Genomic DNA, 16,754 nt, shown 5'->3' on the forward strand with positions numbered 1-16,754 from the left:
AACTGCCATGTCTGTTACCACCCTCAAGAAAGATATCCAACTGTCGCAACTCGATGCCTGGGGCACGGTTGCCGACCTGGGCTCCGAGATCCTCGAAGGTGAAGTCAAAGCCTTTGGCAAAATGACCTTTGGTGCACCGACCGACCCCGTCAGCAGTGCCTATTTCGGCACCACCCAAGGCAAGTTCCGGATGGTCTACCCGTTCGCCGAACAAGCCACCGTGGTCACCGGGGAAGTGGTGCTGACCGACGAAAGCACTGGCCAGAGCACTCGCTACAAGGCCGGCGACAGCTGGTTCGTGACCAAGGGCACGCCGGTGCTGTGGGAGGTGGTGAGCGAGAGTTTTGTGAAGCACTATTTCGCGGTAGCCTGATCGCTCTCCCCTGCCGGCTTCGACCGGCAGTGTTTTCTCCGGCGCAGGTGACTGACCATGCACGCCATCCCCGCTCAAGAAGTCGCCGGCCATTGCCTGCAGGCTTTCACGCAACTGGTCCCCGTCAGCCAGGCGGCGTTCTATTGTGTCGACCGCCAGCTGCAAGCCCGCGACTTCCAGTTACACGGAATGAGCGGTGAAATGCACCGCGACTATCTGGACAACTACCGTCAATTCGACCCGCTGCAACCGCGCAATTGCCTGTCCAGCGGGTTGACGGTGGTGCCGCTGGGTTTCGCCATGGCGCGCCAGCCGCTGCGTGACAGCCGCCGCTATCGAGACTTCCTGCAGCGTTATGGCGTGGTCGATGTGGTGGAGATCGTCGCCCATCGCGCCAGCCAACCTCAGGCGGCTATCTCCTTGCTGCGCACCGCTGAGCAAGGGGTGTTTACCAGCGACCAACTGGCTCAGCTCAATGCCTTGCAGGCGTTGCTGCAAATGGCCGTGGCCAATATGCAGCCCTGCGACGATGCACTGGCCGGGCTTACGCCCAAGGAGCGCCAGATCGCGTGGTTGTTGCGTCAGGGTGCGAGCAACAAACAACTGGCGCTGGATCTGGACGTCGGCCTGCCCACTATCAAGACTCACTTGATCCATCTGTTTCGCAAGACAGGTGTGACCAGCCGTACCGAGTTGGTTGCCGCGCTGTTTCTTTAAGCCGCCTCAACCCTTCGGTTGATAGGCGGGCCCGATTGCCCGCCGCATGATCCGGGATGTCCATTCCATCAACCGGAGCCATGCAATGACCACATCATCCGACTGGATCACCGTAGGCGCCCTCGCCGACGGTTTTGCCACCGACGCGTTCATCCTGCCCAACCTTGCCGACCTCAACGGCAAGACCTTCACCCTGCATTTTGCCAACGGTTGGCAGATCGAGCATCGTTTTGACACCGAGGCGCTGCACTGGCACGCGGCGGATGGTCACTCCAGCGGGTCTGCCGCGTACCGCGCCACCTCGGTACGCCCGGGCCTGTACTTGGTCGATTTCATCAAGCACGAAGCCGGCCAGGCCTGGTCGATCAGCCTGGTGCTGGACACCACCACGGCGTCGTTCACCGCCGTGATCGGGCGTATGCCGAACCGCGAGCAAACCGAGCAAGACCTTTACAGCCGCGCCCTGGCCGGCAAGGCCCTGACCTCAGTGGAAGTGGACTTCCTGCACGGCAGCCTGGACCAACCCTGGCAAGCCGGCCAATGCCCCCACGCGCCGACCCAGGAACTGACCGGCCTGCGCAACCTGTATCGCTACAGCCCCAGCGAGGTCTACGAGCACATCTACCTGAACGATCAGTTCTATGCCTGGCAGTGCCTCAAGGGCGTGGAGCAAGGCCTGTGCGACACCGACCGCTGCCATTACTACAAGGTTGCCGATCAACTGTACCTGTTCGTCTGGCGCGAAAAGATCATCCCCACCCTCGGCCTGGTACTGATCGACCTGCAACAGCACCGCAGCGACGGCAAGATTTTCGGCTATGCCGGTGCGTCCTTCGATGAGCTGTCGAACTTTCCCGTCAGTTCCTACTGCCAAGTGCTCAACCGCACGGAGTATCCCGATGCCTGATCCGCGGACCATCGTGATCACCGGTGCCGGCACGGGCATCGGTGCCGCCTGCGCCCGGCTGTACGCCGCCGAAGGGGCCAACCTGGTGCTGATCGGCCGTCGCCGCGAGCCTCTGGAGCAGGTCGCCCGGGACGCCGGCGGCCTGGTCCTGGTCGGCGACGCAGCCTGCCCAGCTACCTGGGAAGGCTTCGTCGCACAGATTCGTGAGCGCTACGGCCGCCTCGATGTGCTGCTGGCCTGCGCCGGCGGCCATGGCGTCGGCAGCGCCACCCAAACCAGCCCGCAGACGTGGGAGGCCGCGTTGCGCAGCAACCTGGACAGCGCGTTCTACAGTGCCCGCGCCTGCCTGCCGCTGCTGATCGAAAGCGCCGGTAATATCGTGCTGCTCGGCTCCATCGCCTCGCTGGCCGCCGGCCCCGAAGTGTGCGGCTACACCACTGCCAAGCATGCGCTGCTCGGGCTCAACCGCTCCCTGGCCAGGGACTACGGACCACGCGGCGTGCGCGTGAACACGGTGTGCCCAGGCTGGGTCACCACGCCGATGGCAGACCAGGAAATGCAGCCGCTGATGAGTTTCCATGGCGACACGCTGCAGCAAGCCTACGCCCGCGTGTGCGCCGACGTGCCGTTGCGGCGCCCCGCCAGCGCCACGGAAATCGCCAAGGTGTGCCGCTTCCTGGCCAGCCCCGATGCCTCGATCATCACCGGGGCGAGCCTGGTCGCCGACGGCGGTTCAAGCATCGTCGATGTGCCCACGCTGGCCTACGCCCATATGGAGACCGCACATGCCTGACGACTTGAATTTCAGCGGTAAAACCGTGCTGGTCACCGGCGGTGCCCAAGGCATCGGTGGGGCCATCGTCGAGGCGTTTGCAGTGCGTGGCGCGCGTGTGATGATCGCCGACCTTCGGCTGGCGCAAGCCCAGGCGCTGGCCGATGACCTGACGGCGCGAGCGTGTCAGGTCGAGGCCATCGACGTTGATCTGGCCGATGCTGCGGCGGTGCTCGAATTGGTAGCGGGGATAGAAAGACGCTGGGGCCGCCTGGATATTCTGGTGCACAACGCCGGCTACTTTCCGTTGACGCCGTTCGCGCAGATCACCCCGGCGATTCTTGAGCGCACGTTGGCGGTCAATCTCTCGGCCCTGTTCTGGTTGACCCAGGCCGCCTTGCCGATGTTTCAGCGCCAGGGCGGCGGTTGTGTACTGGTCACTTCATCAGTCACCGGGCCACGGGTTGCCTACCCGGGGCTTAGCCACTACGCGGCGTCAAAAGCCGGGGTGAACGGCTTTATTCGCAATGCGGCGCTGGAACTGGCCGCCTATCAGGTGCGCGTCAACGGTGTGGAGCCTGGGATGATTGCCACGCCGGCCATGGATAACCTGGGCGACAGCCAGGTCAATGCCGACATCGCCAGCCGCGTGCCACTGGGACGCCTCGGCGCCGCGCAGGATATCGCCGGGGCGATGGTGTTTCTGGCGTCTGAGCTGGCGGCTTACATCACCGGGCAGACCATCGTGGTGGATGGCGGGTCGACGTTGCCTGAAGTGAAATGACCTCAATCGGGGTGTAACCTGGATCAAATGTAGGAGTGGGCTTGCCCGCGATGGCCATAGGTATCTACAGATTTCAAATGTGAGAGTGCGTAGCAGCTGTCGAGCCCCGGCGAGGCTGCGTTTGCGGCCTGTCTGACACACCGCTGACGCAGCCTCGCCGGGGCTCGACAGCTGCTACGCAGAGGGCTCGCTCTAAGATATGTAGATACTTATGCCCCGATGGCAGAGTGTCAGCCCTCATCGGGAGCAAGCCCCCTCCCACATGTTGATCGAGGTGTATCAGGTAGATAGCGGTCGGCGCTTTCGAGCATTGACAGTGAATCACTGAACACCCGCGACAAAGCCGCAAGCCGTTTGACATAGCCCTGGGGCGTCGAATAGATCAGTTCCACATGCAGGCTGTCGACGATGCCCAGGTAGGCGTCGCTAAACACTTCAAGCGTTCCAGGTTGCACCGTCTTGTAGCGATCTTGCGCGGCAGACTGAAAGGCCTGGCGAATGCGCGCCAGGTATCCCTCAAATCCTGCGGTAATGACGCTACGAATATCCGCTGGCGGAAAGTACGCCGTGCGCAACAAAAAGCGCAGGTGCGCCGACCCTTCATACCGCCCGCTCAGCCGCTCAAGGTGCAATCGCCCCGGCACTCCTGTGTGCCCGGCCTCCTCCTTGAAACACTGCGTGATGTACTGATGCTCATGCGCCAGGGCAATCTCGAAGACCTTCTGGAACAACGCCGCCTTGCTGACAAAATGCGCATACAGCGACGCCTTGCGCATGCCGGCCCGCCCCGCAATTTCGTTCAGCGATGAAGCGTCGTAGCCATGATCGGCAAAGTGTTCGACCGCCACTGCGCAGATGTTGTGGGCCGACAGGGTGAGCGGTTTCATTGATCGATGGATAACCTACGCCGCACCGACCGCTTGCTGCAGATGGGTAGACCGAAAGTCCTTGGGCGACAGGTCAAATTGCTTCTTGAACGAGCGACTGAAATGCGCGGAATCGGTGAAGCCCCACTTGTAGGCGATCGATGTGATCGACTCACTTTTGAGGAAGGGGTTGGTCAAATCGTCCGCACTGCGTTTGAGCCGTGCACGCTGGATGTAGCGGCAGACGCTGTCGTCCTGCTCTTCAAACAAACGGTACAAATGACGCACCGAGATGTTCAAGCGGCTGGCCAGGCCCACCGGGCTCAAACCGGGCTGGGTCAGGGACTCATCGATAACTTTCTGTACGTAGCTGCGCAGGTTGCTGCCTTGCAACGACGCGGCGCAGTCGCCCGGTGCGTCATGCAACTCAAAGGCTGAACCCAGCAAGGAGACAAACGCCGCTTGCAGTGCCTCGGCCTCTTCAATCGAATCCTGCCCCTCCAGTCCTTCTCTGCACAGTTGGTCCATCAGCACATGGAGCATGCGGCCACAGGCCTTGCTCGAGGAGATCTTGCCGAACGTTTTCGATGCACTGCCCAGCTGCCTGCACACTTCGTTGCGTGAGAGTGACAGGGACGTATGTTCGATAAGGCCAAAAGGGCTGATCTCGATCGATCCCGTGGAATCCATCAGCAACATATCGCCGGGCGCCAACTGAATGACCTCGCCGTTCTGGGTGATCTGGCAATAGCCACTGCGCTGGCTGAGGAGGAAACAATGCTGGTCCATATCGTGATCGGCGTTATGCCGCTCGCGCTTGATCAAGCCGGCATTGGTCCGCAGGTTGGCTAGTGACAGACCGCCACGGGAGTGCACGGACACTTCACCGATGAACAGCGCACGGTTGAAGGCCAGTTCCGTGTCGAAATGGCCGCAGGCCGCTCGCAGGTCCCGAGTCCAGGTTTCCAACCCATAGCGCGCAGACTGATAGGTGCTCATGGCATCTCCACAATGGCTTCTTGTTTTTGTTGGCTAATAGTTAACATGTTATCTATATAGGCGCAACAAGTACGTGATAGCCACTGTTGAAGCACTAATGATGCCAAGTATCCCGATCAGACCGAGCTCAACACTCGCTGCAAACCCGCCAGAACAGTGAACAACCCTGTCCGCTGCACGCTGCTCAACGGAATGTAGCGACGAAACGACGGCATGCGGTTGACCACCTCGCTGCCGCCCATATGTTCCAGCCGCACCTGCCACTGGTGCCCGCTCAACTCGATGTGCAGGCGTTTGAAGTCCAGCACCATCAACGCCTGGTGCAGGGCGAGGTCGTTGTTCAAAGCAGCCTGGAGCCGGGTCAGCAACGCCGGCGCTCCGGCCCGTTGCCGACAGGTCAGCCCCATGCGCCGAATCGACCCGCTGTGGTGCAGCTCAAAGCGTGCGCTGCCCTGCTCTGAGGCGGGCACCTTGATCATGAATTCAGTCATGACCAGGTGCATCAGCAATTGCGCTTCGGTGCGTTCGGTAACGTCCACCCGCAGGCCGACATCATCCAGGCAAAACGCAGCACGGGCTGGCCCGGTCGCGGTAAAACTTGCCTGCCCGAGGTTGCGTCGCAGGTACTCCAGCGTGACCCCGGGACGGTACCCGGCCGGGGCCCGCTGGGCACTGAACAGCTCAGACAGCTTTTGCAGCCTGTTCGAGATAAGCGTTGTGAGGGTTACCAGGCTCATGGGAAAACTCCTTGGCCAGCACTTCTTCAACCGAAGCGGGCTTGAATGGATTGACCTTCTGCACCACCAATGTCCAGAACAACGCGTAGGCCGCCGTGACCCCGAGCATCACCCCAAAAGGCACATAAATATCCGCGGGGTTCATGCCGGGCGGGGTAATGAACCACATGCCCAGCAAGATACCCACGCTGGAAAGAATCTGTGGCAACGGGAAGAACGGCGAGCGATAAGCCCGTGGCAGATCGGGACGACGGATACGCAGGATAACCACCGACAGCGTCACCAGCAGGTAGGAAAAACTCCACGCACACACCGCCGCCAGCACCAGGTGCATGATGTTATCGGTGTTGCCGCCCAACCACAGGGCGTACAGACACGGAATCAGCATCGCCACCAGGATGCACAGCAGCGGCGTCTTGAAGCGCGGGTGCAAGTAGGTGAACACCTTGGGCAGCGCGCCATCCACCGCCATGCCGTAGAGAATCCTCGGCACACCCGCCATCAGCGTGTTGATGGTGGCGGCACCGGCAAACAGAAAACCGATGCCCAGCCACAGCGGGCCGATATCCCCCATGACCTGCTCGGCAAAGCGGGGAATCGCCATGGGCGTGTCGAGCAGGTGCACGCCGGTGGCGGCATCCAGCAACACGTTTTCCACCTGGCGCTTCATCGCGGCGCCGTAGATGAACATGCAGGTGGCCACGCTCAACAAGCCGAAAATCATGGCCTTGGGCATGACCTTGGCCGAGTTGCGCAGGTCCGGCGCCAACGGCGTAACGAACTCACAGCCAACGAACATGAACATGGCCATGCCCACCAACGACAGAATGGTGACCAGGTCGGTGCCCACCAGCGATACACCGAACCACCCCTCCAGTTGCACCGCCGGTGCCGCGATCAGGCCCATCACACCAAACACCATCAGTGTGGTCCACATGCCGAAGGTCAGGATGATCTCGGTCCTGCCGAAGGCGCTGACGCCAAAGGCATTGAGAATGCCGAACACCACCACAAACCCGACCCCAAGCAACCAGGAACCGCCTGCAGATTCCGCCAGGGTGTTGAGGTGCTCGAAGTTCACCAGGGCCATGACCCCCGACAGAATCGTCTCCGCCGTCCCGGCGAACACATGCACGATCAGGTAGGCCGATAACGTGCCCGTGATCGCAAAGAAACGGCCCATGCCGCAGTTGATGTAATCGTAGACCGAACCGGTGGTCGGCAGGATCGAGGCCGCTTCGGCAAAGGTCGTCGCCTGGGCCAGCATCATGACTACCGCGATCAGCATGGCCACCGCGAAGGCGCTGCCGCCGATACCAAAGCCCATGGTCGCGGTGAGAATCACCGGGCTGGCCATGATCAGGCCAATGGTGCTGGCCAGTGCGGTCGGAAACCCGACGCTGCCGCGTTTCAAATGCTGTGTGAGTCGGTCATTGATCGACATGGTACGGATCCTCGAAAGCGGATTTCTGAGTGGATGCATCGAGCCGTACAAGGAGCCGGCAATAAAGCCCTCCCCAGCCAGTCCTTGATCGAAACGGCATCGTGCGCAAAATCACTGTGCGCCTCACACACGCTGATCGTCTTGCCCATGTCTGCCGTCGCTTTTGTTGCTGCCTGCCAAGGCATACGGCTTGGCGGGCAGGATCAATTGCGTGGCACGCAGGTGAAAGACTTCCCCCGCTCCCGGTCATCTTAATGCGTCCTCGACCTATTGGCTGTCCAACCACGCTGGGGAACATAACAATGGAGCACACACTGAAAACCCGCACGCTGTCCAAGGCCGTTGGCCTGGGTATCGCGCTCCTGATCGGCCACTCTTCGGCCCAGGCGTACGAGCTGTATGCCGACGATGACACGCATCTGAACGCGGACTTCCTGGCGGTGTACGGCTTGTTCAACAGCCGTCACAACTACGACGGTACTCCCGGCGGCTCGACCTGGCGCGAAGGTTTCATCAAGTATGGGGTGAGCGGCGATCAGGGCCTGGCCGGGCATGGCAGCGCGTATGGCGCGCTCAATTGGGTCAGCTCCGGCACCTGGGGCGACGGCGATGCAGCGGGCAACACCGATGGCAGCGAGCGCACAACCAAAATCGAAGACGCGTACCTGGGATGGCGCTCAGCCGACCTGTTCCCGGCGCTGGGCAAGGACGGTGTGGATTTCTCCGTCGGTCGCCAGGTGGTCAAGATTGGCCGGGGGTTCCTGATCAACGACGACGGCCCCAACCTGGGCAACGGCCCGGCTGACGGTGCGCTGAACCGTGGCGGCGCCTATTACCTGGCGGCACGGCACGCCTTCGACCGCACTGCCGTGCTGCGCCTGGGCGGGCAAGAGGGCCTGCACGGTTCGGTGCTGTGGCTCAAGTCGGATAACCGCGCCCAGGCAGAAACCGAACTGGCGGCGGGCACCCTCGACTACACGGGCGCCGCCGGTACGTTGGGGTTGACCTGGGTCCACGGCATGAACGTCACCAACCAGTGGGCCAGCGACTTCCAGAAACAGCGCGAGGGCCTGGACACCTACAGCGTGCGCGGCGAAGGCAGCGCGGGCATCGACAACGCCAGCTTCGCCTTCGAATACGCCTGGCAAGACAAGGATGCCGGCCCCGAAAAAGCCTGGTATGCCGAGGCCGGCTACACCTTCGCCGATGTTGGCTGGGCACCGAAGCTGACCTACCGCTACACGCGTTACTCGCAAAAATGGGACCCGCTGTTTACCGGGCTCAGCACCGGTTACGGCACCTGGTTCCAGGGTGAAGTGGCCTCCAACTATGCCGGCCCGTTCAATAGCAACACCGGCGTCCATCACGTCGGTCTCAAGGCGACGCCGCTGGAGAACCTGACGGTCGGCGCGCTGTACTTCGACTTCAATACCCTGCGCAAAAACGATGCATTGAACCTGGATGCCCGGGAGTTGGACCTGTACGCCGAATGGGCGGTCAACAGCCACCTGATCATCAGCCCGCTGGTGGGTATTTACCAACCCAAAAAGGATGCCGACACCGGGGGTAACCAGGTGGGTGGCAATGGCACCAACCTCTACAGTCAACTGACCGTGGCTGTGCCCTTCTGAGTAGAAAGGCATGACCTTACTCTTGCCGCCCTCGGAATACTTTAAAAAGCGGAGGACACGACAACTACCCTGACACCGGGGGGATATCTGCCTTATGAATGGAGATTCAAATTGTGGGAGCTGGCTTGCCTGCGATGCAGGCAACTCGGTACATCAGGTAAACCAGGGTGATGCCATCGCAGGCAAGCCAGCTCCCACAGTTGACCCAGATCGACAGTAAGAATCCGGTCGGCTATAAGGCCGCCGTGCTTTTGCTTTTGATCTCAGGCGCCCCGTCACCCACGCTGGCCGAACGCAGGCTTGAATCCGTGGGTAACCCGGCAGGACGCCGGGTTAGCCGCACTGGGCCAAGGATGGCCCATTGCGGCGGCCCACGGATTCAAACCGGAGTGAGGGCACACCGAGCCTAAGCGAGGTGCAGAGTGGTGGGGCAAGAGCGTTTTGCTTACTTTTGCGCTCCATCAAAAGTGAGCCGCCGTAAGGGCGGAACCCAAATTAGCCGTTACCGCAGAAATGGATATGTACTCATTCCAACCCAAGCACATGGTCGACTCGCAGGCCGCCTTCGCAGCGGTGCGACGATTCGACAAGCCAGCTCCCACATTTTGATCAATTTACACCTGATAGGGTTCGAGCGAATGTCAGGCCGCCACGGGAGCAAGCTCCCTCGCCACAGGTACAGTGGTTATCCTTGACTAAGGTAATCAGCAGTGGCTGATCAGTTGCTTCAACACGGTCTTGAAGGTTTCGACCTGGTCTGCGCTGAACTCGGCAAATACCTTCTCCTGTTGTTCACGCGCGATGGCCCACAGGTCTTCCGTCTGCTCGATACCAGCCGGCGTCAAATAGACGCCGTTGTCGTCGGCCACCAGCCCCTTGCGCTTGAGGTTAGCCACGGCATCCTCGATTTCCCGCACCGGCATCGCCACTTCCCGCAGCAGGTCGCTGGCGCTCAGGCGGGCGTCGTTCTCCAGCACCATCAGCATCCGCGCCTCGTTGGTGCGCAGGCCGGTGGACAGTTGCCGGGGCTGATAGCTGGATTGGTAGGCACGCACGGCCTGGGTCATCAGGTAATACAGGTTGTGGCTCAGGCGCCCCTGAAAATGACTGCTGGGGGGCTGGCCCTCGTCACGCTTGGTCATGCGCGTATGGGGCAGGACCATGGAATAAGCGCCCTGATGATAAAGCAGCGGCGCACGGCCGAAATCATCGAAGGCCACGACCTTGCCGATCATTATCCAGTGATCGCCGCCGTCCACCTGCTGGAATTTCTCGCAGTGAAACCGCGCCGAACAATCGGCGAACACGGGCGCCCCGCCCTCGCCCGGTTCATAGGCGATCTCGGCGAAGCGATCATCCTTGGGCCGGGCAAAATTGTTCGAGAGGTCGATCTGGTCCGCCGCCAGCACGTTGACCGCAAAATGGCTGGCCTCCTCGAACACCCCGTGGCTGCTGGAGCGTTTGTCGATACTCCACAATACCAGCGGCGGGTCCAGGGACACCGAGTTGAAGCTGTTGGCGGTAACGCCCACCTTGCGGCCAGAGGCATCCGCTGCGGTGACCACGGTCACGCCCGTGGCAAAGTTGCCCAGGGCGCGGCGAAAGGCGCGTGGGTCAAAGGTCGATTCAGACATGCAAGACTCCCGGGCTGCGTCGGGCGCAGCCCTGATTGTTGTTATCAAAAGCCGGTTCAGATCATGCTTGGGTCGGGTTCCAGGCCCATCAGCTCGCGGCCGAGGATCTGTGCACAGACGTCGTAGTCGGTGTAGGCGTGGGCACCGGTCATGTGCGAATCGCGGAACAGGCGCTGCATTTCGTTGTGTTCGAACCAGGCATTGCCGCCGGCAGCCTCGAACAGGCGGTCCACTGCCTGGATGCACATTTTGGTGGCGTAGGCCTGGTTGGTGCGCCAGAACGCCAGGGTTTCACGGCTTGGATATCGCTGCTGCTCACTGTGTTCAGCGTGTTCGCCCCAGGTTTTTTCGAGGAAGGCACGGGCGGCGGCCACCTGGTGAGTCGACTCGGCCAGGCGCATCAACGCCGGGGTCGCGGCACCGACCGCTGCGCCGGTGTAGGCACGTACGCGGGTCTTGGTTTTTTCACGGAACACCTCGAGCATCCGCTCGGCGACGCCCAGGCTGACCGTGGAAAAACCACTGGCAAAATACGGCCGGTACGGCGAATAGAAAATCTTGCTGTCGGGATACAACCCGAAGCCTGCGGACTTGCCCTCCATCATGTCCTTGGCTTTTTGGATGCGGTGCTCCGGCACCCGGACCTTGTCGATGATCAAGGTCTTGGTGCCGCTGCCTTTCATGCCCGCCGCAAACCAGTCATCGCGAATCTGATAATCGCTGCGCGGCAGTACCGCGAAACAGTAGTCCTGAGTGCCTTGAGCGTTATTGCGACGAAACCCCACGATCGCCCACTCGGCGTGATCACACCCACTGCTCCAGCCCATTTCACCGCTGAACAACACACCGCCCTCGACTTCCTCGGTGCGCCCGAACGGCGCGATGCTGCTGCTGGCCGTGGCGTTCGGGTCAGTGCCCCAAACCTCCTGCTGCAATTGGGCCGAGAACAGGGCCAGTTGATGGCTGTGGGTACACAACAGGCTCATGGCCCAGGCGGTGCTGGCGCAGGCCCCGGCGAGCAAGGCGATGCAGTCGGCAAACTGTGGCAGCGACAGTTCCATGCCGCCGAACGCTTTGGGCTGAAAGGCGCGGTGCAGGCCGATGCTTTTGAGCAGTGCAATATTCTCGGCGGGCACCTTACGGTCTTGCTCGGCCATGAAGGCATTGGCAGCGATAGTCGGCAGGATGGATTTGAGGTCTTCGAGGAGCGGGTTTGGCTTTTTCATGGATGGCCCTGCTTATTATTGGATGTCCAGGCCACTCGTGAAATCCAGGAGTGGCGCCGGATGCAGGGCCAGTATGGTGCGAGCCTTGCTGGCAGAACATGCACCTTCCAGAGTCAAGATTGTACTTTTCATAGGCGTGCGGTGATCAGCCGTCCACAGGCGCTGGCAGCCACAGACATGACAGGCGGCAGCCACAGTCAAGCCCGGCCAGGCCACTGGGATTAACCTCGGACTTTTCAATGTCTGCCACCAGGAAAACCCCATGAGCGATATTCCACTGCTGCCCCAAGTTGAAGCCTTCCTCAGTCGAAACCATGCGCTGTTCATCGACGGTGGCTACGTTCAAAGTCATTCCAACCAGACCCTGGACGTGATCAACCCGGCCAACGGCCAGGTCATCGCCCAGGTCGCCGACGCCGACCCGGCTGATATCGATGCGGCCGTGGCATCGGCGCGGCGCGGCTTCACGCAGTGGTCACAAGTGGCACCGGCGACACGCGGCAACGTGCTGCTCAAACTGGCCGACCTGCTGGAGCAGCACCGCGAAGAACTGGCGCAGATCGAGACCTGCCAGTCGGGCAAGATCATCCAGATTTCCCGAGCCTTCGAAGTCGACCAGGCCGCGCATTTCCTGCGTTACTACGCCGGCTGGGCCACCAAGATCAGCGGCCAGACCATCACCCCGTCGCTGCCCTCCTTCGCTGGCGAGCGCTACACCGCGTTCACCCTGCGCGAACCCGTGGGGGTGGTGGTCGGCATCGTGCCGTGGAATTTCTCGACCATGATCGCCATCTGGAAACTCGCCTCGGCGCTGGTAACCGGATGCAGCATCATCATCAAGCCCAGTGAATTCACGCCACTGACCATCCTGCGCATCGCCGAACTGGCGATTGAAGCCGGCCTTCCCGCCGGTGCGCTGAATGTCCTGACCGGGGGCGGCATGGTGGGCAAAGGGCTGATCGAGCACCCCGGCACAAACAAGGTGTCGTTCACCGGTTCCGTGCCGACCGGGATTGCGGTGGGCCAGAGCGCCATGGGTGCCGGGCTGACCCGGACCACCCTTGAGCTGGGCGGGAAAAATTCGGCCGGGTTCCTGCGCGATGTGGAGCTGGACAAGGCCGTCAACGGCATCATCGAAGCGGGCTTTTTACATTCCGGGCAAATCTGCGCCGCCGCCGAACGCTTCTTTGTGCATCGCTCGCAGATCGAGGCGGTCATGGCCAAACTGGCCGAACGCTTGAGCGCGCTGAACATCGGCTCGCCCCTGGATGAGCGCACCGAATTCGGTCCGGTCACCAACCGCCAGCATCAACTCAAACTCGGCGAGTTCTTCGCCAAGGCTCGCGCCGAAAACAACACCATCATTCATGGCGGCAACCTGATCGACCGTCCGGGCTGTTACGTCGAGCCGACGATCATCCTCGCCAACAGCGTCAACGACACCTTGCTCAACGAGGAGACCTTCGGCCCGATTGCGACCTTCTTCCCCTACGACACCGAAGAAGAACTGCTGGCGCTGATGAACAACACCCCGTACGGCTTGAGCGCCAGCCTCTGGACCAACGACCTGGGCAAGGCCCTGCGCATGGTGCCCGCCATCGAAGCCGGTACCGTGTGGGTGAACATGCACACGATGCTGGACCCGGCGGTGCCGTTTGGCGGCAACAAATCCTCGGGGATAGGCCGGGAGTTCGGCAGTGCATTCATTGATGACTACACCGAGCTGAAGTCGGTGATGATTCGTTACTGAAAACTCATCAGTGGATCCATTAAAACCCAAAACGTCCGATAATCGCCCAGCAAAACACCTAAGAAAGATTGACTCTCTTTGCATCGCCACATCTAATGGATCCACTAAATAAAAATAATCCATTGCCTGGAGAGTCGTCATGTACCCCAAGAACACGTGGTATGTAGCCTGCACCCCCGATGAAATCGCGCAAAAGCCTTTGGGTCGACAGATCTGCGGCGAAAAAATGGTGTTTTATCGTGGCCAGCAAGGCGTTGTGGTGGCCGTGGAAGACTTCTGCCCCCATCGCGGCGCGCCGCTCTCGCTGGGTTATGTCGAGAACGGCAACCTGGTCTGCGGCTACCACGGGCTGGTCATGGGCGGCGACGGCAAGACGGTCGAAATGCCCGGGCAGCGGGTGCGTGGTTTCCCGTGCAACAATACCTTTGCTGTGGTTGAGCGCTACGGTTTCATCTGGGTGTGGCCCGGCGATCAGAGCCAGGCCGACCCGGCGCTGATTCATCATCTGGAATGGGCTGTAAGTGACCAGTGGGCCTACGGCGGTGGGCTGTTTGATATCCAGTGCGATTACCGCCTGATGATCGACAACCTGATGGACCTGACCCACGAAACCTACGTTCACGCCTCCAGCATCGGCCAGAAGGAAATCGACGAAGCGCCGCCCGTGACCACGGTGCAAGGCGATGAAGTGATCACCGCACGCCATATGGAAAACATCATGGCCCCACCGTTCTGGCGCATGGCCCTACGCGGCAACAACCTCGCCGATGACGTGCCGGTGGACCGCTGGCAGATCTGCCGCTTCACCCCGCCCAGCCATGTGCTGATCGAAGTTGGCGTGGCCCACGCCGGCAAGGGCGGCTATAACGCCGCGCCCGAGCACAAGGCTGCAAGCATCGTGGTGGACTTCATCACGCCGCAAACCGATACTTCGATCTGGTACTTCTGGGGCATGGCGCGCAACTTCAACCCTCAGGACCAGGCACTGACCGCCAGCATTCGCGAAGGCCAGGGCAAGATTTTCAGCGAAGACCTGGAAATGCTCGAACGCCAGCAGCAGAACCTGCTCGCCCACCCGGAGCGCAACCTGCTCAAGCTGAATATCGATGCCGGCGGCGTGCAGTCACGCAAGATCCTGGAGCGTCTGATCGCCAAGGAACGCGCCACCGAACCACAACTGATCGCCACCACCACCGCCTGAACAGCGCGACAACTTTGCGAGGACTGAACATGATCGATGTGGTGGTGGTATCCCGTAACAACGAAGCCCAGGACATTTGCAGCTATGAACTGGCGAGTGTCGACGGCCAGCCGCTGCCGGCCTTCAGTGCCGGCGCACACATTGACGTGCACCTGCCTGACGGGCTGGTGCGCCAGTATTCCCTGTGCAATCACCCTGAAGAACGGCATCGCTATTTGATCGGCGTGCTCAAGGACCCGGCCTCCCGGGGCGGCTCGCGCAGCCTGCACGAGCAAGTACGCGAGGGCACCCACCTGAAGATCAGCGAACCGCGCAACCTGTTTGCCCTGGCGCACGACGCGCGGCGCAGCCTGCTGTTTGCCGGCGGCATCGGCATCACGCCGATCCTATGCATGGCCGAACGCCTGGCCCACGCGGGTGCCGAGTTCGAACTGCATTACTGCGCCCGCGCCAGTGAAAGGGCGGCGTTTGTGCAGCGGCTCAAGGATTCTGCGTTTGCCGAGCAGGTGTTCCTGCATTTCGATGAGCAGCCTCACACCGCCCTGAATGCCGCCCAGGTGCTGGCGGCGCCAGCGCAGGACGTGCACCTGTATGTCTGCGGACCCGGCGGCTTCATGCAGCATGTGCTCGACAGCGCTCGCGCCCAGGGCTGGCAGGAAGATTGCCTGCATCGCGAATACTTCACGGCGGCGCCGGTGGACAGCAGCCTCGACGGCGGCTTTTCGGTGAAGCTCGGCAGCAGCGGCCAGGTGTTTGAAATACCGGCTGACAAGACCGTGGTCCAGGTCCTGGAAAGCCACGGCATCGAGATTGCCGTGTCTTGCGAACAAGGGATTTGCGGCACCTGCCTGACCCGTGTGCTCGAAGGCGTACCGGAGCACCGCGACCTGTTCCTCACCGAGCAGGAACAAGCCCTCAATGACCAGTTCACGCCCTGCTGCTCGCGCTCGAAAACCCCACTGCTGGTGCTCGATATCTGAACCGCGTCACGACGCGGGCAAGATCACCTTCATGCGCGCGTCGGCGGTGGCTGCACTGAAGATTTCGGCGTAGCGCAAGGTGGCGTTGGCATGCTCACGCATGATGGCTTCGGCCCGTGCGCCCTGGCGATTGACCAGGGCATCGAACACCGAGTGGTGTTGCATGTGGGCAAAGTTGAAGCGCCGGTATTCACGGGCCATGTCCTCGCGATCCACCGCCAGCGCCGTCACCGAGGCGAACGGCAGATGATCGTTGCGCGCCAGTGCATCAGCAATCGCAGGGTTGTGGCTGTCTGCCACGATGACCTGGTGAAAGCGCATGTTCAGGTCGTGATAAACCTCAAGGTCATCCTCGGTCACGTAGCCCTTTTCGAACAGTTGATCGCCTTCCACCAGGCAGCGCTCCAGCGCCGCACGTGCCGCATCGGATAAACCAAGCTCGGCGGTCTGACGCGCTGCCAGGCCCTCAAGCACGCCACGCACTTCGACGGCGCCGGCAATATCGCTGGGGCTGACCGAGCGCACCTGATAGCCGCGCCCACCAAAGGGCACCAGCAGCCCTTCCTGCTCGAGCGTACGGAACGCCATGCGCACGGGCATGCGCGACACGCCGAACAGCTGCGCCGTGGGAATTTCCATCAGCCGCTCGCCCGCCGCCAACTCCCCGCTGGCAATCATCTTGCGCAGTGCAACCAGCACCAATTGACCGGGTTTACTCATCCAGGCAACTTCC

The 16,754-nt window shown here is 61.4% G+C and carries 16 protein-coding genes; 9 read left to right on the plus strand and 7 right to left on the minus strand.

Annotation, left to right across the window (positions count from 1 at the left end; all coding sequences use genetic code 11):
- The first annotated feature begins 7 nt into the window (after window positions 1-7).
- The 5 genes from BLV67_RS05175 to BLV67_RS05195 all read left to right on the plus strand — a co-directional run bounded on the left by BLV67_RS05175 (window position 8) and on the right by BLV67_RS05195 (window position 3,553).
- Window positions 8-373 carry a cupin domain-containing protein gene (locus tag BLV67_RS05175; RefSeq protein WP_069787585.1) on the plus strand — a complete coding sequence of 122 codons (366 nt, stop codon included), beginning with the start codon at window positions 8-10 and terminating at the stop codon, window positions 371-373.
- Window positions 374-430: 57 nt separating this feature from the next.
- A complete protein-coding gene (locus BLV67_RS05180; protein ID WP_069787586.1) occupies window positions 431-1,090 on the plus strand; it encodes a helix-turn-helix transcriptional regulator in 660 nt (219 codons plus the stop codon).
- Window positions 1,091-1,175: 85 nt separating this feature from the next.
- A complete protein-coding gene (locus BLV67_RS05185; RefSeq protein WP_069787587.1) occupies window positions 1,176-1,997 on the plus strand; it encodes a molybdenum cofactor biosynthesis F family protein in 822 nt (273 codons plus the stop codon).
- Complete coding sequence (locus tag BLV67_RS05190) at window positions 1,990-2,790, plus strand: SDR family NAD(P)-dependent oxidoreductase (RefSeq protein WP_069787588.1); 801 nt, start codon at window positions 1,990-1,992, stop codon at window positions 2,788-2,790. The genes BLV67_RS05185 and BLV67_RS05190 overlap by 8 nt, the downstream gene beginning before the upstream one ends.
- Window positions 2,783-3,553: an SDR family oxidoreductase gene (locus tag BLV67_RS05195; RefSeq protein ID WP_069787589.1), complete on the plus strand. Its 771-nt coding sequence runs from the start codon at window positions 2,783-2,785 to the stop codon at window positions 3,551-3,553. The genes BLV67_RS05190 and BLV67_RS05195 overlap by 8 nt, the downstream gene beginning before the upstream one ends.
- 230 nt (window positions 3,554-3,783) lie before the next feature.
- Here the strand turns inward: BLV67_RS05195 and BLV67_RS05200 are convergent, their stop codons facing one another.
- The 4 genes from BLV67_RS05200 to BLV67_RS05215 all read right to left on the minus strand — a co-directional run bounded on the left by BLV67_RS05200 (window position 3,784) and on the right by BLV67_RS05215 (window position 7,599).
- Window positions 3,784-4,440: a TetR/AcrR family transcriptional regulator gene (locus BLV67_RS05200; protein WP_069787590.1), complete on the minus strand. Its 657-nt coding sequence runs from the start codon at window positions 4,438-4,440 to the stop codon at window positions 3,784-3,786.
- 15 nt (window positions 4,441-4,455) lie between these two features.
- Window positions 4,456-5,418, minus strand: a complete 963-nt coding sequence (gene feaR / locus BLV67_RS05205) for a transcriptional regulator FeaR (protein WP_069787591.1) — start codon at window positions 5,416-5,418, stop codon at window positions 4,456-4,458.
- 116 nt (window positions 5,419-5,534) lie between these two features.
- Complete coding sequence (locus tag BLV67_RS05210) at window positions 5,535-6,155, minus strand: DUF3156 family protein (protein WP_069787592.1); 621 nt, start codon at window positions 6,153-6,155, stop codon at window positions 5,535-5,537.
- On the minus strand, window positions 6,100-7,599 hold the full coding sequence (locus BLV67_RS05215) for an APC family permease (protein WP_069787593.1): 1,500 nt from the start codon (window positions 7,597-7,599) through the stop codon (window positions 6,100-6,102). Before BLV67_RS05215 ends, BLV67_RS05210 begins: the two co-directional genes overlap by 56 nt.
- Before the next feature lie 302 nt (window positions 7,600-7,901).
- On the opposite strand from BLV67_RS05215, the gene BLV67_RS05220 reads away from it, so the two are divergent.
- Window positions 7,902-9,230, plus strand: coding sequence for an alginate export family protein (locus tag BLV67_RS05220; protein ID WP_069787594.1), 1,329 nt, complete (start codon window positions 7,902-7,904; stop codon window positions 9,228-9,230).
- A 704-nt stretch (window positions 9,231-9,934) separates the two neighbouring features.
- On the opposite strand, the gene BLV67_RS05225 is transcribed toward BLV67_RS05220, so the two are convergent.
- Both BLV67_RS05225 and BLV67_RS05230 read right to left on the minus strand, forming a co-directional pair.
- Complete coding sequence (locus BLV67_RS05225; RefSeq protein WP_069787595.1) at window positions 9,935-10,864, minus strand: p-hydroxyphenylacetate 3-hydroxylase reductase component; 930 nt, start codon at window positions 10,862-10,864, stop codon at window positions 9,935-9,937.
- 56 nt (window positions 10,865-10,920) lie between these two features.
- The gene (locus BLV67_RS05230) at window positions 10,921-12,090 is read right to left on the minus strand and encodes a p-hydroxyphenylacetate 3-hydroxylase oxygenase component (protein WP_069787596.1); all 1,170 of its coding nucleotides are present in this window, start codon (window positions 12,088-12,090) and stop codon (window positions 10,921-10,923) included.
- A 262-nt stretch (window positions 12,091-12,352) separates the two neighbouring features.
- On the opposite strand from BLV67_RS05230, the gene BLV67_RS05235 reads away from it, so the two are divergent.
- From BLV67_RS05235 to BLV67_RS05245, 3 genes are all read left to right on the plus strand, one after another.
- Window positions 12,353-13,840 carry an aldehyde dehydrogenase family protein gene (locus BLV67_RS05235; RefSeq protein WP_069787597.1) on the plus strand — a complete coding sequence of 496 codons (1,488 nt, stop codon included), beginning with the start codon at window positions 12,353-12,355 and terminating at the stop codon, window positions 13,838-13,840.
- A gap of 139 nt (window positions 13,841-13,979) precedes the next feature.
- The gene (locus BLV67_RS05240) at window positions 13,980-15,041 is read left to right on the plus strand and encodes an aromatic ring-hydroxylating oxygenase subunit alpha (RefSeq protein ID WP_069787598.1); all 1,062 of its coding nucleotides are present in this window, start codon (window positions 13,980-13,982) and stop codon (window positions 15,039-15,041) included.
- Window positions 15,042-15,070: 29 nt separating this feature from the next.
- The gene (locus BLV67_RS05245; protein ID WP_069787599.1) at window positions 15,071-16,021 is read left to right on the plus strand and encodes a PDR/VanB family oxidoreductase; all 951 of its coding nucleotides are present in this window, start codon (window positions 15,071-15,073) and stop codon (window positions 16,019-16,021) included.
- A 6-nt stretch (window positions 16,022-16,027) separates the two neighbouring features.
- Here BLV67_RS05245 and BLV67_RS05250 read toward each other — a convergent pair whose 3' ends face one another.
- Entirely contained in the window at window positions 16,028-16,741 is a 714-nt protein-coding gene (locus BLV67_RS05250; protein ID WP_069787600.1) for a GntR family transcriptional regulator, read from the minus strand.
- Window positions 16,742-16,754: the final 13 nt, after the last annotated feature.

Source organism: Pseudomonas salomonii, assembly GCF_900107155.1.
Taxonomy (GTDB): Bacteria; Pseudomonadota; Gammaproteobacteria; order Pseudomonadales; family Pseudomonadaceae; genus Aquipseudomonas; species Aquipseudomonas salomonii.

What these genes read in the sequence shown, in the direction of transcription:
- BLV67_RS05250 (WP_069787600.1), bottom strand. Translation starts at nt 16,741, where the DNA reads ATGAGTAAACCCGGTCAATTGGTGCTGGTTGCACTGCGCAAGATGATT.
- BLV67_RS05220 (WP_069787594.1), top strand. Translation starts at nt 7,902, where the DNA reads ATGGAGCACACACTGAAAACCCGCACGCTGTCCAAGGCCGTTGGCCTG.
- BLV67_RS05225 (WP_069787595.1), bottom strand. Translation starts at nt 10,864, where the DNA reads ATGTCTGAATCGACCTTTGACCCACGCGCCTTTCGCCGCGCCCTGGGC.
- BLV67_RS05230 (WP_069787596.1), bottom strand. Translation starts at nt 12,090, where the DNA reads ATGAAAAAGCCAAACCCGCTCCTCGAAGACCTCAAATCCATCCTGCCG.
- BLV67_RS05185 (WP_069787587.1), top strand. Translation starts at nt 1,176, where the DNA reads ATGACCACATCATCCGACTGGATCACCGTAGGCGCCCTCGCCGACGGT.
- BLV67_RS05175 (WP_069787585.1), top strand. Translation starts at nt 8, where the DNA reads ATGTCTGTTACCACCCTCAAGAAAGATATCCAACTGTCGCAACTCGAT.
- BLV67_RS05210 (WP_069787592.1), bottom strand. Translation starts at nt 6,155, where the DNA reads ATGAGCCTGGTAACCCTCACAACGCTTATCTCGAACAGGCTGCAAAAG.
- feaR (WP_069787591.1), bottom strand. Translation starts at nt 5,418, where the DNA reads ATGAGCACCTATCAGTCTGCGCGCTATGGGTTGGAAACCTGGACTCGG.
- BLV67_RS05235 (WP_069787597.1), top strand. Translation starts at nt 12,353, where the DNA reads ATGAGCGATATTCCACTGCTGCCCCAAGTTGAAGCCTTCCTCAGTCGA.
- BLV67_RS05195 (WP_069787589.1), top strand. Translation starts at nt 2,783, where the DNA reads ATGCCTGACGACTTGAATTTCAGCGGTAAAACCGTGCTGGTCACCGGC.
- BLV67_RS05245 (WP_069787599.1), top strand. Translation starts at nt 15,071, where the DNA reads ATGATCGATGTGGTGGTGGTATCCCGTAACAACGAAGCCCAGGACATT.
- BLV67_RS05180 (WP_069787586.1), top strand. Translation starts at nt 431, where the DNA reads ATGCACGCCATCCCCGCTCAAGAAGTCGCCGGCCATTGCCTGCAGGCT.
- BLV67_RS05240 (WP_069787598.1), top strand. Translation starts at nt 13,980, where the DNA reads ATGTACCCCAAGAACACGTGGTATGTAGCCTGCACCCCCGATGAAATC.
- BLV67_RS05200 (WP_069787590.1), bottom strand. Translation starts at nt 4,440, where the DNA reads ATGAAACCGCTCACCCTGTCGGCCCACAACATCTGCGCAGTGGCGGTC.
- BLV67_RS05190 (WP_069787588.1), top strand. Translation starts at nt 1,990, where the DNA reads ATGCCTGATCCGCGGACCATCGTGATCACCGGTGCCGGCACGGGCATC.
- BLV67_RS05215 (WP_069787593.1), bottom strand. Translation starts at nt 7,599, where the DNA reads ATGTCGATCAATGACCGACTCACACAGCATTTGAAACGCGGCAGCGTC.